Genomic DNA, 15991 nt, shown 5'->3' on the forward strand with positions numbered 1-15991 from the left:
GTTTATTCTTAGATTAATTTTTGAACTCTAATTAAAGTAGACAATAAAATTGCATATTTATCTACACCAGAACTTTTCATTTTTAATTCACTATCAAGTAGTAGTTCTTGTAATTTGTAGTAAGTATTTGGCTTGAAACGTAGAGATAAGGCCGATTTTTCTTCTACTATAAACTTTGGGGCAGGGTAGCCTAGAATTTCAAGTGCATTTGGAGCACCATTTACTCGTATATAAATGTTAAACAAATAGAGTTGGGTTATGTATGAAGTAATAGCTGTAATAATTCTAATTTCATCTTCACCGTGTTCAAGAATATTTCGTACATCTTCTTTAAAGTCTTTTTTTGTAAGTAAAGTTTTTATGAGTGTATCTATGCTTATCTCTGCAAGTCCAAAAACTAAATTTTCTATATCTTTTGTAGTAATTTCTCTGTCATATACTCTAAATTTATCCATCTCATTACATGAGAGAGCTATATCTCCATTATGAATATTTAGTAGGTGCGAAACAGAGTACTTATCAATGTTAACACCTTTTTCCTGTGCAACTTGCAGGAGTATATTTTGTGATTCATAGTCTTTAGGATTAAAGAATCGTACAGACATAGTAGAAAATTTCCCAAAAGTTTTTTTGTTATTATAGGTTTTATGGTCACTTCCATAGTATGCGTATATAAAAATATTATCTGGATTCTTTTCACACAACTCTATGAATATATCTAAATCTTTTTTTGGAACTTTTTTTTCACTTTTAATGATAAGTACATTACTATCTCCAAAGAGTGAAGATTGAGAGAGATGATCTTTGGCAGATTTAAAGTTATACTCATCATGGTAAAAAGATAAAAAACAAGCATCTTCTATGTTAGACATCATTTTTGTATACATATCTATAAGAAAAGTACTCTCGCCAAAAAAGACAAAACTATTGGAAACTTTTTTATTCTTTATAGCATTATCTAACTCATTTTTATACATGCCTAACTATCTTTATCTATTTTTGAAACGACACTCGCATAAATCTTAGCTCTTGCAATATCAACCTTGTCTATTGTGACTATAACATCTTCAAAGAGAACAATATCCCCTAGAGAAGTGATATTAAGTCTTGCACCTTGAATTTCATCGTGAATTTCTGCTTTTACATCAGGGTCGGTTGCTGTGATTCTTGCTTTAAATTCTTTATTTAAATTATTTTCTGCCCAACGTGCAAATTTTCTTTGTTGGTACTGAACCTCTATAGTACTTGATTCACGCTCTTTTTCACTTATAGTCATACTTAAGGCTTCGATATTCCGCAAGACATAAGAACCTTCTTCTGTGTCATTATTATTGATTGCTTTGAGCAAACGGTGAACTATAAGATCTGAGTATCTACGAATTGGTGAAGTAAAGTGTGTATACTCTTCAAAACCAAGACCAAAATGCCCAGAGTTTAGTGGTGCATATCTCGCTTGCATTTGTGAACGGATAATTAAAGTATCTACTTCTGATTCTAAATTCATATCGCTAGCTTGTTTTTGAATCTCTGTAATAGTTTCTTTGATAGAGTTCTTGATATCTATAAACATCCCAATTCCAGCTAATTCTTGATAAAGAATTTGAAGTTTATTTTGTGATGGGGATTCATGAATTCTAAATATACCACGCTCAAATTGGCGTGCTGCTTCTTTGTTTGCTAAAAGCATACAGTCTTCTACAAGTGCATGAGATGGAGTTTCTTCGGCATATGAAGTTGATGCGAGATTAGCATCTTCATCTATCTTCATTTCAAGTTCAGTTGAGCGAAAATCATAACCAATTTTTAATCTTTTATTTTTGAGCTTGTCTGTTACTTCTCTGAGTTGTGTAATGTACTCAAATATCTCTTTTTCTTTTTCATTCTTAGCTCTAAGAGAACCTTCAAAGTACGCATCGATCTCTTCGTAATTAAATCTTCTGTCTGAATGAATAATTGCTTCATACACATTTGACTCAACTACTTCTAGAGATTCTAAGTTTAATTTCATTTGAAATACATAAGAGAGTCTGTCTACATGCGGCTGAAGAGAACAAAGTGTTTCACTTAGTTGGCGAGGAAGCATAGGGATAGAGCGATGTGGAAGATATATAGAAAAACTTCTATATATCGCTTCATTGTCTAAAGCTCCAAAAGGTTTTACATACTCACTAACGTCAGCAATAGCTACATAGAGTGTAGTTTCTTCGTTATCCCAGTAAATTGCATCATCGTAATCTTTTGCAGTCACTGGGTCAATAGTACAAAATGGTAGTGTTCTTAGGTCTTTTCTTTTTGGATGTTTTGAGGCATCTACAGGTGCAAATGAAGAAGCAATTTCTAAAACTTCTGGCTCAAACTCATCATGCTTATTAAATTGAGCAAGAACAATTTTTTCATCAACCTTAGGATCAGACATATTCCCAAGTTTTTCCATAATACTATATGTTGTGTTGTCAATTTTAAAAACATCACCTTCTTCATATGAATTTAATTCTTCTTGGAGTATTTCAACCCCAGTAGGATAGTCAGTTTTTAAATCAACGAGTGACTTTTTTCCATCTTTTAAGATGATGTAGCCAATAGAATAACTTATAGCTCGACCAACAACTTCAAGTATTTTTGCAGATGGGGCACCACGTTTACCTAGAAGTCTTTGAGAGATGACTAAGTCGCCTTCTTTTGCATCCGCTAAATTTCCTTCAGCTATGAATAAATCACGTGTGAGTTCACCAATTACATTGACGTAGGCTGTCCCTTTTTGTATAAGACCAAGTGTACCAGCACGGTATTTAGAATTAAATTTATAAATATCATTTTTAAAGGTAAGGTATTTTTTACTTAAGAAGTTATGAATATGCACTCTTTCATCAGGAGTGGTATCTTGCTCACTCAGACCAAGAGTGAGTCGTATAAGGAGAGATTTCAAGAGAGCGTGTTATTTTATATTTTCTATAGCAGTTTCGAATGTTTCTAAGTTAAGTTCAAATTTTGCAATAACTTCTTTTGCAGCTTCGATACTTGCATCAGTCACAACGCCATTAATAGGAACAGCTAAACGTACCGCATTTAAAATAGCAGCCGGTCTCACATCATCAGAGTTGTCAGCTTTTTCTGGATTCATACAAGATCCCAGTACATCAACTAAACCTTCTTCAAATTTCCATTGTTTAAAGATTGTAGCAGATACTTCAGGAGTATCAACACCAACAACTTGTCTTTCAGCAGCTTCAACATCTCCAAGCTCAGCTAAAGCATTACGGAACTCTTCTTGTTTTCCATCAGTAATGATTTGCTGTGCAATAAGTACTTTGCCAATTTCAACAAGAAATGCTGCAGGTGAAAGAACACCAAGAAGTTTGTTTTCTTTTCTAATACACCATGCAGTTACAAGCGCATGTTGTTTTTTAGATAATGCAGAGAACATATCATTGTTGATACCATAAGGAGATAAGTCAAGAGAAAAACTTTTCTTCACAATTGAAGCTAAAGCAAATCCACGAACAGTTCCCATACCAAAGAGACCAACAGCTTGAGAAATAGCATTTATCTCACGAGAAAAACCATAAAGTGGTGAATTAGCAGCCTTAAGAATATCAGCAGTTAGGAGTGGATCTTTTTCCAAGATTTTAACCATATCGTTAAAACTAGAATCTGGATTTTGATAGACTGCTTCTATTTGCATAGCAGATTCTGGAAGTGGTGGAAGTTGCTTGATCTTCTTTAATATTTCTTCAGTCATTGTGCTCTCTCTTAATTAAAATTTTAAGTTATATCTACAATTATAGTGCATCTTTATTAACAACTACTGAATGTTTACAAAAAAGTGATATTATTTTTTATAACAATGAAAAAGGAAAAAAACAATGACTAGAGATGCGATGCTAATACAATTAGATTATGCACCAAATGATGCTTTAATACAACAACTTGAGAAAGTTGAAAACAACACTTCAGGGTATGAGAAAATACAAAAACATATAATGGATTTACATGACCATTTAAAAGTAGATGGTTCTTTCGTAGCACTTTCGAACTCAGAGGATTGTTTTAAAATTAAAATAGAAGCTAACAGTCCGGAGCTCGCAGGTGAAGCACATGAAAAAGTACAACGTTTTAGCGAAAAGTTTAAAGTGACTGTGAAAAAGTTAGAAAATAAAGAGACGTATTATATAGTTGGATTTGATCATCACTAAGAAGCTTATGTTAGTAGTTTTTGGTTCTTAGTATGAATAAAGAGCCGATGACACTAGAAGGTTATGATCTTTTAGTAGAAGAGTTTAAGTTCTTGCTTGAGGTAGAAAAACCAAAAACTGCAGAAGAAAAGCTAGTTGCAGCAGCCCAAGGCGATAGAAGTGAAAATGCTGATTATCATGCTGCAAAAGAGAAGCTTCGTTTCATGGATAAGAGACTTTTTTACCTTAACGCCATGATAGCTAAATCACAAATTATTGATCCGTCTATTTTTAAACATACTAAAGTGAGTTTTGGAAGTACGGTTAAGATTAATAATATTGATACAGACGAAGAAGAAACCTATACCTTATGTGGGGTTTTAGAAAGTGAACCTGATATTGGACTTATTTCTGTTCATTCGCCCATAGCAAAAGGGATGTTGGGTAAAGGTATAGATGATGAATTCAAAGTTAACTTACCTCATGGTGTAAAAGAGTATGAAATACTAGGTATTGAGTACAAAAATATTTTCTCTCTTAAGAAAAAAATACGAACAAAAATGGATTTTTCTTTCCATTAAAACTCTATTTACCTCTGATTAGATATAATCCACATTTAAAAACTAAATTTTTAGGATTCTATCTTGAGCCAACAACTTGAAAACATCGATGAACAACTAGCAAACCATAAACTTTCACAAGAAGATTACAAACACATCAAAGAGATTTTAAAGCGTGAGCCAAATCTTGTTGAACTTGGTGTTTTCTCAGCTATGTGGAGTGAACATTGTTCTTATAAATCATCTAAAGTACACTTAAAGGGTTTTCCTACAAAAGCTCCTTGGGTTATCCAAGGTCCTGGTGAAAATGCTGGTGTTATCGATATTGGCGATGGCTATGCTGCTGTATTTAAGATGGAATCACACAATCATCCAAGTTTTATAGAACCTTACCAAGGTGCTGCAACTGGTGTTGGTGGCATAATGCGTGATGTATTTACTATGGGTGCTCGTCCTGTAGCATCACTTAATGCTCTTCGTTTTGGTAATGTAATGAACGATGATAAAGTATCTGCACACCAACGTTATTTAGTTCGTGGTGTGGTTGAAGGAATCGGTGGTTATGGTAACTGTATGGGTGTACCTACTATTGGTGGTGAAGTAAGTTTTGATGACTGCTACAATGGAAATATTTTAGTAAATGCTTTTAATCTTGGAATTGCAAAGTCTGATGAGATCTTTTTAGGTCGTGCCGAGGGTATTGGTAATCCAGTAATGTACGTTGGTGCAAAAACTGGTCGTGATGGTTTAGGTGGAGCGGTAATGAGTTCTGATTCATTTACAGAAGAATCTAAATCACTTCGTCCTACTGTTCAAGTGGGCGATCCTTTTACAGAAAAACTTTTACTTGAAGCTTGTATGGAACTTTTCAAAACTGATCATGTTGTTGGTATTCAAGATATGGGTGCTGCTGGACTTACATCTTCTTCATTTGAAATGGCAGGACGTACCGGTAGTGGTATGACAATGCACCTAGATAAAGTTCCTGCTCGTGAAGAAAATATGACTCCTTACGATTTCATGCTTTCAGAATCTCAAGAACGAATGCTTCTATGTGCTAAAAAAGGTTCAGAACAAGCGATTATAGATATTTTCGAAAAATGGGACTTAGATGCGGCTGTTATTGGCGAGGTAACAGACACAGGTAATATGGAATTGTTTTGGGAAGGCGAAAAATGTGGAGAGGTTCCAGTTGATCCAGTTTCAGAAGAAGCACCGGAACTTAACCGTCCTATGAGTAAACCAGCATACCTTGATGAGATTAAAGATACTACTATTGATGATTTTGATAAAGTTTCAAATCAAGATGCGTTTAACATACTTATCAAATCTATGGAAGTTGTAGATAAAGCTTGGATATATACACAGTATGACTCAATGGTACAAACAAACACTATCAAAAATGGTGGTATGCTTGACGCTTCTGTAATTCGTGTAAAAGAGAATGGTAAGGCGCTTGCAATGTCAGCTGATTGTAATGTACGTTTTTGTTACATCGACCCAAAAGGTGGTGGAGCAGCAGCAACTATAGAAGCAGGGCGTAATGTAGCAATGTCTGGAGCTAGACCATTAGCAATTACAGATTGTTTAAATTTTGGTAATCCTGAAAATCCTGAGGTTATGTGGCAATTTGCTCAAGCTTGTGAAGGTATTAAAGAAGCATGTACTGAGTTAACTACTCCAGTTATCGGTGGAAATGTTTCACTTTATAATGAAACAAATGGTGTGTCAGTTTTCCCGACTCCTTCAATCGCGACGGTTGGTGTAAATGATGACCAAAACAATGTTTTAATGTCTAGCTTTCAAGGTGAGGGTAACTCACTATACTTAGTTGGGGAAAGTAAGTCAGAGTTCGGTGGTTCACTTTACATGAAAGAGGTTTGTGGAACTGTTGCCGGAACTCTACCGGAGATTAACTACAAAAGTGAGTTAGCTCTCTGGGAACTAGTTATTGAAGGTAATAAAAAACATTTACTTGAATGTGCAAAAGATGCAAGTTCTGGTGGTGTAGCGATTGCCCTTGCTAAGATGGTAGCTACTTCGGGATTAGGTTGTGATGTTGAGATGAGCGTTACAGATGAGAGAGATATCTTTGCTGAATCTATGGCTCGTGCAATAATTGAAGTTAAACCTGAAAATTGTGAAGCTTTTGAAGCAATGCTTGAAGAGTCAATGACAGTTGAGAAAATCGGAACTACTGGTGGAGATACTATTAAAGTAAATGACATTAGTATGAGTATGGATGAGTTAAAAGATAATTATTTCAATACTTTCAAGCGTGTAATTGAGAGAGATATTTAGTTTATTTTTTGTTTTGATAAATTCCCATCAGAGACGATGGGAATTAAAATAGTGTTTTACTAGTCTTCTTCTATATCATACCCTGCAGCGATAGCTGGGATTTCTTCCATAGCTTTTTTAACAGCTTGCATATCTTCCATAAGTTCTGGGCTAATTGGTTTTTTGTCAGTTCCACCATATAAAGCGAGAGTCATATCCATAGAAATTAAGTATCTTCTACCATCACCATATTCAACAAAAGCTACACGACATGGCATAAACCCACCATAAAAACGAGAATGATTAAACATTTTTTTAGCGATAATTAATGAACAGAATTCACCAATTTTAGCATGTACAATTTGTTCTGATCTCGGTATTCCACTTTTTTCAAAAGCTACTTGTTCAGCTTCTAGAAGTCTAAACATATCTTTTTCGCCAACATATCTCATGTTATACTCAGCGGCAAGATCTTTCATCTCATCAAAAACATCTTCTTCTGTTAATTCTGGGTCTGTAATTTCCCATTCTTTCATCATAGCTTGAGCTGGGTCACCTGTTTCAGCTAACTGAGCCATCATATCTGCATAAGCCTCTTGCGCCTCAGATGGAAAACCCATATATGCTACACCCATTTTCCCCATAGTACAACCACTCATTGTAAATGCAGCCATTAAACTTGCAACTAATAAGACTATTTTCTTTTTCATTCTAACCCCTGTTTGTGTTATATGTCATTATGCTATCATAATTAGGTAAAAATATGTCAAAAATATGTCAAAAAGTTGATAAAGTTGAGAGAAAATATTGTTAACGTGGAGTTATGTATAAAATTATCTTATTAATGCGTCTCTCATCTGTAAAAAAGCGATTAAAAATTCAAACATCATTCTCCAGATAATTTCTGAAAATATAAATATTGCAAGAAAAAGAACAAATAATTTTATTTTTAAAAGACTTGAAAGTTAAATAGTCAATAAATTCTTGTATATTTGTAACTCTACTCTAAAAATTCTAAAAGTGAAGGATCTAAAGTATATGAAGTGTTTACCACTTCATCAATATTTTTAAGTACAAAACCTTGCTTTGTATAGCAAACAATAGATTCATTACGATTGGAAAGGAGAGCATTAATAGCGTGCGTTATAAATTTATATGCCATAAGTCTGTCATATATACTTGGATTTCCACCACGCTGCACATGACCTAAAACACAAACTCTTGCTTCTATGCCAATTTTCTTTTCAAACCACTCAGCAATATCTTGAGACTCTTCTTTTATTCCCTCTGAAACGATGGCTATAAAATATCTTCTACCATTTTTTATTTGTTGCTTAAAGTCTTTTTCAAAAGAATCTAAGTTATATTTTTTCTCAGGGATAAGACAAAGTTCTGAACCAGACGTTAAATGAGAAACCAATGCCAAATACCCACAATCTCGTCCCATTGTTTCAATAACAAAAGCACGTTTAAACGACGAGGCTGTATCTCTGATTGCATCAATAGAGGTTTTGATAACATTAAGAGCAGTGTCTACTCCTAAACAATAATCAGTTCCATGAATATCATTATCTATAGTGGAAGGTACACCACAAAATTTTATACCATGTTCTTTGTAAAAAACATCAAGTCCACGGAATGATCCATCACCACCTAGGACTATGAGCATATCAATTTCTAAAGCATCAAGATTGTGTTTTGCGATGGTTCTATATTTCTCTTGCATAAATCGTTTACTTCTAGAACTCCCGATTTTTGTACCACCTCGGGTAATAATTCCAGATACATTAGAATAGTCAACTTTCTTGATATGGTTATCAATTAAACCTTCGTAGCCATCATAGATAAAATGTGGAGTGAGTTCTTTTTCAATAGAGTATTCAACAAAATGTTTCAGTGCTGGATTCATGCCAGATACATCACCGCCGGAGCAGAGAATTGCTATATTTTTCATAGGTATTCTTTAATTGTATTTTTTTAAGTTTACCATTTTATAAACTCTATTTGGATAAAATAGTATGAATTAGGAAGGTAAATGACAAATATAATTTTATGTGGTGGTAATGGAACAAGACTTTGGCCTATAAGTAGAACTTTAATGCCAAAACAATTTGTAAAACTTTTTGAAGATAAATCTTTATTTCAGTTGACGATAGAACGTAATTCTAAACTATGTGAATCTGAATTAGTAGTCTCAAATACAGAACAATATTTTTTAGCCTTAGATCAACTTGACGAGTTAGAGAGAGAAAAATCCAAATACTTATTAGAACCTATTGGTAGAAATACTGCTCCAGCAATAGCTCTAGCGTGTCTCAGTCTTGCAGAAGATGAAATAGTTCTCGTAACTCCAAGTGACCATCTTATTAAGGATGAAGTAGCATATGCAAAAGCTGTACAAAGAGCAAAAGAATTAGCACAAGAAAATTATCTCGTTACATTTGGTATAACTCCAACCTTTGCAGAAACAGGCTTTGGTTACATAGAAGCCAATAGTATAAATGCTGAAGATGTAGAAGCTTTCCATGAAAAACCAGATTTCAAAACTGCTACAAAATATCTTAACGATGGAAATTATTATTGGAACAGTGGAATGTTTTGTTTTAAAGCAGGAGTTTTTTTAGAAGAACTTAAAACCTATTCACCAAAGATATATGAATCCTCTCTTGGTGCATTCAAAAATGCTGCAACAAATGATGTTTTGAGAATTAAACATGAAGATATGTTGGAAATTCCAGAAGATTCTATAGATTATGCTGTTATGGAAAAATCCTCTAAAGTTAAAGTTATACCTGCAAGCATAGACTGGTCAGATTTGGGTAGTTTTGATGCTCTCTATGAAGAACTTCCAAAAGATGAAAATAACAATACAATGAATGAGAATCATATCTCTATTGACAGTAAAAATAACCTTATTTATGGAAGTGAGAGAAAAATTGCTACAGTAGATATAGAAGATTTAATTATTGTAGATACGGGTGATGCGCTACTTGTCTCTAAAAAAGGTTCTTCTCAAAAAGTAAAAAAAATTGTTTCACAAGTACGAGAAAATACAGAACTTCATAACATCCATCTTACGGTGCATAGACCATGGGGTACATATACTATTCTTGAAGATACACCTAAGTACAAGATTAAACGTATAGAGGTACAAGTAGGGAAGAGACTATCGCTACAAAAGCATATGCATAGAAATGAACATTGGATTATAGTTAGTGGTACAGCTACAGTTACAGTTGAAGATCAAACATTGACACTCAGAGCAAATGAATCCACTTATATTAAAATGGGTGAACTCCATAGACTTGCAAACGATGGCAAAGTTCCAGTCGTAGTTATTGAAGCACAAATTGGTGATTATCTCGGTGAAGATGACATTATTCGTGTTGAAGATGACTTTAAAAGACTTTAAATGAAGCGTAATATTATTTTAGCTTTTGATTTTGCAAAAAGAGATTTTAAGCAAAAGTATTTAGGGACAGGGTTAGGGCAACTTTGGTATATTTTATCTCCGATTATTACAATATTTATTTATACAGTGATATTTTCTGACTTTATGAAAATGAAACTTAGTATTATAGATAATTCATATTCTTATAGTATTTATTTGGTACCAGGGATTTTAGCGTGGACTACATTCAGTACAATTATAATTAGACTAAATAATTCATTTGAAGAGAAAGCTGGACTGATTAAAAAGATTAATGTACCAATGTTTGTATTTCAATTAAGTATTTTAATAACTGAATCTTCATTATTTATATTATCTATATTATTATCTTTAGGTTTTTTATTATTAGTTGATCATTCTATTAGTATGACATTTTTATGGATGCTTCCTGTAATGTTAATGCAAGTTATATTTGCATTTTCAATTGGTGTAATTTTTTCTCTATTTACTGTCTTTTTTAAGGACTTAAAAGAGGCAATACCTATAATAATACAGTTATGGTTCTGGATGTCACCGATTATATATATGAAAGAAATGATAGCTAATAAATATCCACTCATTTTGGTATTCAATCCATTTTTTTACTTTGTAGAAATTTATCAAAATATTTTTGTATATTCAAGAGCTCCATCTTTAGAATCACTAATAATTATTGCTGCTATGACTTCGTCTTCTTTTATAATTGCGGTATATTTATACAAAAAAATGATTTCTACAATTAAAGATATTGTTTAAATGCCAAATAAAATATACTTAGATTGCACACATACATATAATTCAGGATTAAACACAGGGATACAAAGAGTTGTTAAAAATATTGTTAGTAATATTACTCAAGTTAAAGAAGAATTAGGTCAAGATATAATACCAATAGTATTTAAAAATAATAAATATTTTAGATTTGACACTTTCCCAAAAATTAATACAAATAAAAACATAATCAAAAAGATACTAAAACGAATGTATATTAAGGTGCGATTGATATTATCAATGATTTTACCAAAAAAAAAAGAAATATTATATTCACCAGTATTAAATATATATTTGAGTACATTGACAGATAAAATTTTATTTTCAAAATCAATGAAACAAGAGGATGAAGTTATTCTTTATGCTGCTGATACTCTTATAATTATGGACGCAATTTGGTTACATAATGATTATGAGCAGTTATTAAAATTAAAACAAAATCATATAAAGATTATAGCTGTAGTTTATGATATTATACCTCTGACACATCCAGAGTTTTGCACAATAGATTTAAATCTTTTTCTTCATGATTGGTATAAGAAAGCAACACAATATATTGATGGATACATGGCAATATCAAAGACGGTGAAGAATGAGGTATATAGCTACATAAGAAAAAATGTTGATGGATCTATTCATTACAATAAGTTTGATTGTTTTTATTTAGGAGTGAATACTTTTGAAAGAACGAATGTGAAAAATATATCAAAAACACTTGAACTAATATTTAAAGACGAAAATGTTTATCTAACAGTTTCAACTATTGAACCAAGAAAAAATCATAAATATATTTTAGATACATTTGAGCTTTTATGGAAAGCTGATATCGATGCTACATATGTAATTATTGGTAAAATTGGGTGGGATTCTGAATTATTAATAAAAAGAATAAAGTCACATGAAAGATATAATAAGAATCTTTTTTTATTAACAAATGTAGATGATACTGAGTTAGAATATGCCTATGAACATTCAAAGGCATTGATTTTTGCTTCGTATGCAGAAGGCTTTGGAATGCCTATTATTGAAAGTCAGTTTTATAAACTACCAGTAATAGCTTCAGATATACAAATTCACAGAGAAATTGGTGCAGACCATATAAGCTATTTTGATTTATCATCTAGGGATAGTTTATTTAATATAGTTAAGTCCCAAAATATTAAACCAATACATGATTTTACATGGAAAAACTGGACTCAGAGTGCAATAGAATTGATTTCAAAAAGTAGGAATTTTTAATAAACATGCGAAAAATTTTAGAAGTTAAAAATGTAACAAAAATATATAAAGTATATAAGTCAAATATAGATAGATTAAAAGAAGTTTTTTTAAAAAAGAATTATCATAAAGAATTTATATCAAATTTAGATATAACATTTGACTTATTTGAGGGAGAGACACTAGGTATTATAGGTGTCAATGGTGCTGGAAAATCCACAATATTAAAAATTATAGCTGGAGTGATAAATCAAACATCAGGTGAAGTATTAAGGCATGGTAGAATTACTGCTTTATTAGAACTTGGTACGGGGTTTAATCAAGAATTGACAGGACATGAAAATATATATTTAAATGGTACTTTAATAGGGATGTCCAATAAAGAGATAGACTCAAGAATAGAAGATATAATCGCTTTTACTGAGTTAGGTGATTATATTTATGAACCTATGAAGTCATACTCATCTGGGATGAGTATGAGATTGGCTTTTTCTATTGCCATTTTTTCAGAACCTCGCACTCTTATAGTAGACGAAGCACTATCTGTTGGGGATGCACACTTTGCTGCAAAGTGCACAAGAGCACTGAGGCAGAGAAAAGAGCAAAATATGAGTATTATTTATGTTTCTCATGATCTCAACTCTTTAAAACTTCTTTGTGACAGAGTTATATTATTAAATCATGGGAAAGTTGTAAATGAAGGGATGCCAGAAGATGTTATAAACACTTACAATTTTCTTATCTCAAAACTTAATGATACAGATGAAAAAATGAGTATAAAAAGTAACAATAAAAGCTCATTTGGTACTTTTGATGTAGAGATTACAAAAGTGAGTGTAAAAGGTGAAAATTCAAATTCAAATGTAATCAGCTCGGGTGAAAATACTACTATAAGAGTACTTATTGCTTCTAAAAAAGATGTACCAAATATGACGGTTGGTATAATGATACGAGATAAGTTTGGTCAGGATATATTTGGAACAAATACGTACCATTACAAACTAAATATAGATTTTAAAGCAAACAAAGAGTACGTGTGTAATTACATAATGCCTATTAATATTGGTAATGGTAACTATAGTATCACAGCAGCAGTTCATTCACAAAGTACACATTTAAGTAATTGCTCCCATTGGTTAGATAATGCAGCAGGTTTTGAAGTGGCAGGTATCAATGGTCAGTATTTTACAGGTATGTGTAAGTTAAATCCAGAAATAAATTTTACATTATTACAAGGCACAGTATGAAAAAATTACTTATAGATTGTTCTTTTATAAGTACAACAAAGCTAAACACGGGAATACAGCGGGTAGTAAGAAAAGTAGTCGAAAACATTGAAGAGGTAGCAAAAAGCTCATCATATCAACCAATACAAGTAGTACTAGAAAATAGTAAAATTAGAGAGATATCTTTAAATAGCACTCAAGAAAATTTACAAGATGATATTGAGGTAAAAGAGGGAGATATTCTCTTGTTACTTGACTCCTCCTGGCATCTAAATATTTGGGGCAGTGTAGAAAAGGCAAAATTATCTAAAGCAATGGTTATCGCGGTTATTTATGACATTATCCCTATCTCTCATCCCGAGTTTTGTGATGCAGGTTTAGTAAAACATTTCCATGAGTGGTTTGAAGTTTCAATAGCTTATGTTGATGGCTTTATTGCTATATCAAATACTATTGAAAATGATTTGAAAAGTTATCTTGCATCAAAATATCCAGAAAAGGTTAAAAGTAAATTTTTTGATCATTTTTTATTGGGTGCAGATTTTGAGTATAAAGAATTTATTATATCAGACAGTAATATCAAAGATGATTTAAAAAATATCTACAGCACAAATGAAAATATCTATCTAATAGTGTGTACAGTAGAACCAAGAAAAAATCATAAATATCTTTTAGATACTTTTGACAAACTCTGGGAAGAAAATTTTGATATTACCCTAAACATAGTAGGTAAAACAGGTTGGATGATAGATGAACTAATCCAAAGAATTGAAAATCACCCTCAGTACAAGAAAAAGCTGTTTCATTGGGATAATCTGAATGATGAAGAGTTAAATTATTGCTATCAAAACTCAAAGATGTTGTTGTTTCCTTCTTTTGTGGAAGGGTTTGGCTTACCGATTATAGAAAGTTTAAATAATGCTCTTCCTGTAATGGCTAGTGATATTCCAATACACAGAGAGGTTGGAGGTGAACATATAGGATTTTTTGATATAAAAAATGTAGATGATTTGGTTTCAAAGATTAAGACAATAGAAAAAAGTGGTATAAATGAAGAATTAAAGGTCCAAGATGGCTTTAGATGGTTAAATTGGAACGAAAGTACAAAAATACTTTTTCAGAAGATTCAAAATTTTGATGCTATATTTATTCCAGATTCTAACTTTAAAAAAGTAGATTACACAGCAGATAAATTTGCTCATATAAAACAAAAGCTTAAAAAAATACCAATTTTAGGAAGTGTTTTAAAAAAAATGTATCATCTATTAGAAAAAGAAACTATAAAAGATATACCGATTATAGGATGGTTTGTCAGATGGAATTACAATCTTTTAAGATTAAACAATCTCAAGCATACCGTCTTTGCACAACAGCAACAGATAAACACTTTAATCTTTCAAATAAGTCAGCATCAAGAACAGAATGAAGTTCAAGCTTTAAAGAATGAAGAACAAGCTTTAAAGAATGAAGAACAAGCTTTAAAGAATGAAGAACAGATAAAACTACTTTCTACAAGTTATGATAATTTAAACGAGACCATACAAAGTACAACCAAAATTTCTGTAACTAAGCAGATGAATGCACAGGCTATTTTATTTCATCAACGATTAGAGAAGTTTATGGCAGATAAAAATGAATCTACACCAAAACAACTTGAAAATTTAACAAAAGATTCACTCTCTTTTTTATTAGATGATTATTATCTTGCGTTTGAAGATATGTTTAGAGGTTCAAGAGAGTTTATTATTTCAAGATACCAAGAGTACCTGAAATATCTAAATGATGATATTAAAACAGCATTAGATATTGGTTGCGGAAGAGCTGAATGGGTCGAACTTTTACAGTCTAAATCCATCGATATACAAGGAGTTGACTTAAACGCAGCAATGCTAAATATAGGAGAGTCTCACGGTGTGAGAAACTTGCATCATGAGGATGCTTTTGAATTCTTAGCATCTTGTAAAAGTAACAGTTTTGATTTAGTGTCGGCATTTCATATTATAGAACATATACCCTATGAGAAACTCATTAAATTACTTTTAGAGATAAAAAGAGTAGCTACTCCAAATGCTATTATTTTATTAGAAACACCAAATCCTGCAAACTTGATAGTATCATCGAGTGAATTTTATAAAGATCCGACACACCTAAATCCACTTCCTTCAGATGTGATCAAGTTCTTACTTGAATATTTGGATTTTAGTAGTGTAAAAGTAGAGTATCTTCATCCATTTCCAAAAAGTCACTATATCCAAGAAGAAACACAAACGGCACAAACTCTAAACCACTATCTCTATCAAGCTCAAGACTATTTAATAGTAGCTAAAACTTAAA

At 32.0% G+C, this 15991-nt stretch carries 13 protein-coding genes; 8 read left to right on the forward strand and 5 right to left on the reverse strand.

The genetic code is table 11. From position 1 onward, the window contains the following. Positions 1 to 8 precede the first annotated feature (8 nt). Genes holA through ACI9TV_RS06085 form a run of 3 tightly spaced genes read right to left on the reverse strand, consistent with a single transcriptional unit; the run spans position 9 to position 3739 of the window. A complete protein-coding gene (holA, locus tag ACI9TV_RS06075) occupies positions 9 to 977 on the reverse strand; it encodes a DNA polymerase III subunit delta (RefSeq protein ID WP_415249873.1) in 969 nt (322 codons plus the stop codon). A gap of 2 nt (positions 978 to 979) precedes the next feature. Continuing rightward, entirely contained in the window at positions 980 to 2926 is a 1947-nt protein-coding gene (locus ACI9TV_RS06080) for an RNB domain-containing ribonuclease (RefSeq protein ID WP_415249874.1), read from the reverse strand. Positions 2927 to 2935: 9 nt separating this feature from the next. Continuing rightward, positions 2936 to 3739, reverse strand: coding sequence for an HDOD domain-containing protein (locus ACI9TV_RS06085; protein WP_415249875.1), 804 nt, complete (start codon positions 3737 to 3739; stop codon positions 2936 to 2938). A gap of 124 nt (positions 3740 to 3863) precedes the next feature. Between ACI9TV_RS06085 and ACI9TV_RS06090 the strand changes: the two genes are divergently transcribed. From ACI9TV_RS06090 to purL, 3 genes are all read left to right on the forward strand, one after another. Continuing rightward, positions 3864 to 4193 (forward strand): hypothetical protein, encoded by a 330-nt coding sequence (locus ACI9TV_RS06090; protein WP_415249876.1) that lies wholly within the window; start codon positions 3864 to 3866, stop codon positions 4191 to 4193. A 32-nt stretch (positions 4194 to 4225) separates the two neighbouring features. Beyond that, the gene (locus ACI9TV_RS06095) at positions 4226 to 4753 is read left to right on the forward strand and encodes a GreA/GreB family elongation factor (protein ID WP_415249877.1); all 528 of its coding nucleotides are present in this window, start codon (positions 4226 to 4228) and stop codon (positions 4751 to 4753) included. Positions 4754 to 4816: 63 nt separating this feature from the next. After that, positions 4817 to 7033, forward strand: a complete 2217-nt coding sequence (gene purL / locus ACI9TV_RS06100) for a phosphoribosylformylglycinamidine synthase subunit PurL (protein WP_415249878.1) — start codon at positions 4817 to 4819, stop codon at positions 7031 to 7033. 59 nt (positions 7034 to 7092) lie between these two features. Here purL and ACI9TV_RS06105 read toward each other — a convergent pair whose 3' ends face one another. After that, a complete protein-coding gene (locus ACI9TV_RS06105) occupies positions 7093 to 7722 on the reverse strand; it encodes a DUF302 domain-containing protein (protein WP_415249879.1) in 630 nt (209 codons plus the stop codon). A gap of 290 nt (positions 7723 to 8012) precedes the next feature. Then, positions 8013 to 8966, reverse strand: coding sequence for a 6-phosphofructokinase (locus ACI9TV_RS06110; RefSeq protein WP_415249880.1), 954 nt, complete (start codon positions 8964 to 8966; stop codon positions 8013 to 8015). Between the two features lie 81 nt (positions 8967 to 9047). On the opposite strand from ACI9TV_RS06110, the gene ACI9TV_RS06115 reads away from it, so the two are divergent. Genes ACI9TV_RS06115 through ACI9TV_RS06135 form a run of 5 tightly spaced genes read left to right on the forward strand, consistent with a single transcriptional unit; the run spans position 9048 to position 15990 of the window. Continuing rightward, on the forward strand, positions 9048 to 10424 hold the full coding sequence (locus tag ACI9TV_RS06115; RefSeq protein WP_415249881.1) for a mannose-1-phosphate guanylyltransferase/mannose-6-phosphate isomerase: 1377 nt from the start codon (positions 9048 to 9050) through the stop codon (positions 10422 to 10424). Continuing rightward, complete coding sequence (locus ACI9TV_RS06120; protein WP_415249882.1) at positions 10425 to 11198, forward strand: ABC transporter permease; 774 nt, start codon at positions 10425 to 10427, stop codon at positions 11196 to 11198. After that, positions 11199 to 12452 (forward strand): glycosyltransferase family 4 protein, encoded by a 1254-nt coding sequence (locus ACI9TV_RS06125; RefSeq protein ID WP_415249883.1) that lies wholly within the window; start codon positions 11199 to 11201, stop codon positions 12450 to 12452. Between the two features lie 5 nt (positions 12453 to 12457). After that, a complete protein-coding gene (locus tag ACI9TV_RS06130; RefSeq protein ID WP_415249884.1) occupies positions 12458 to 13678 on the forward strand; it encodes an ABC transporter ATP-binding protein in 1221 nt (406 codons plus the stop codon). Beyond that, the gene (locus tag ACI9TV_RS06135) at positions 13675 to 15990 is read left to right on the forward strand and encodes a glycosyltransferase (protein WP_415249885.1); all 2316 of its coding nucleotides are present in this window, start codon (positions 13675 to 13677) and stop codon (positions 15988 to 15990) included. The genes ACI9TV_RS06130 and ACI9TV_RS06135 overlap by 4 nt, the downstream gene beginning before the upstream one ends. Position 15991: the final 1 nt, after the last annotated feature.

This window comes from Sulfurimonas sp. (assembly GCF_047622445.1).
Lineage (GTDB): Bacteria > Campylobacterota > Campylobacteria > Campylobacterales > Sulfurimonadaceae > Sulfurimonas.

Coding starts and splice junctions, on each gene's coding strand:
- holA (WP_415249873.1), bottom strand. CDS start 977: ATGTATAAAAATGAGTTAGATAATGCTATAAAGAATAAAAAAGTTTCC.
- ACI9TV_RS06085 (WP_415249875.1), bottom strand. CDS start 3,739: ATGACTGAAGAAATATTAAAGAAGATCAAGCAACTTCCACCACTTCCA.
- ACI9TV_RS06090 (WP_415249876.1), top strand. CDS start 3,864: ATGACTAGAGATGCGATGCTAATACAATTAGATTATGCACCAAATGAT.
- ACI9TV_RS06095 (WP_415249877.1), top strand. CDS start 4,226: ATGAATAAAGAGCCGATGACACTAGAAGGTTATGATCTTTTAGTAGAA.
- ACI9TV_RS06105 (WP_415249879.1), bottom strand. CDS start 7,722: ATGAAAAAGAAAATAGTCTTATTAGTTGCAAGTTTAATGGCTGCATTT.
- ACI9TV_RS06110 (WP_415249880.1), bottom strand. CDS start 8,966: ATGAAAAATATAGCAATTCTCTGCTCCGGCGGTGATGTATCTGGCATG.
- ACI9TV_RS06115 (WP_415249881.1), top strand. CDS start 9,048: ATGACAAATATAATTTTATGTGGTGGTAATGGAACAAGACTTTGGCCT.
- ACI9TV_RS06120 (WP_415249882.1), top strand. CDS start 10,425: ATGAAGCGTAATATTATTTTAGCTTTTGATTTTGCAAAAAGAGATTTT.
- ACI9TV_RS06125 (WP_415249883.1), top strand. CDS start 11,199: ATGCCAAATAAAATATACTTAGATTGCACACATACATATAATTCAGGA.
- ACI9TV_RS06130 (WP_415249884.1), top strand. CDS start 12,458: ATGCGAAAAATTTTAGAAGTTAAAAATGTAACAAAAATATATAAAGTA.
- ACI9TV_RS06135 (WP_415249885.1), top strand. CDS start 13,675: ATGAAAAAATTACTTATAGATTGTTCTTTTATAAGTACAACAAAGCTA.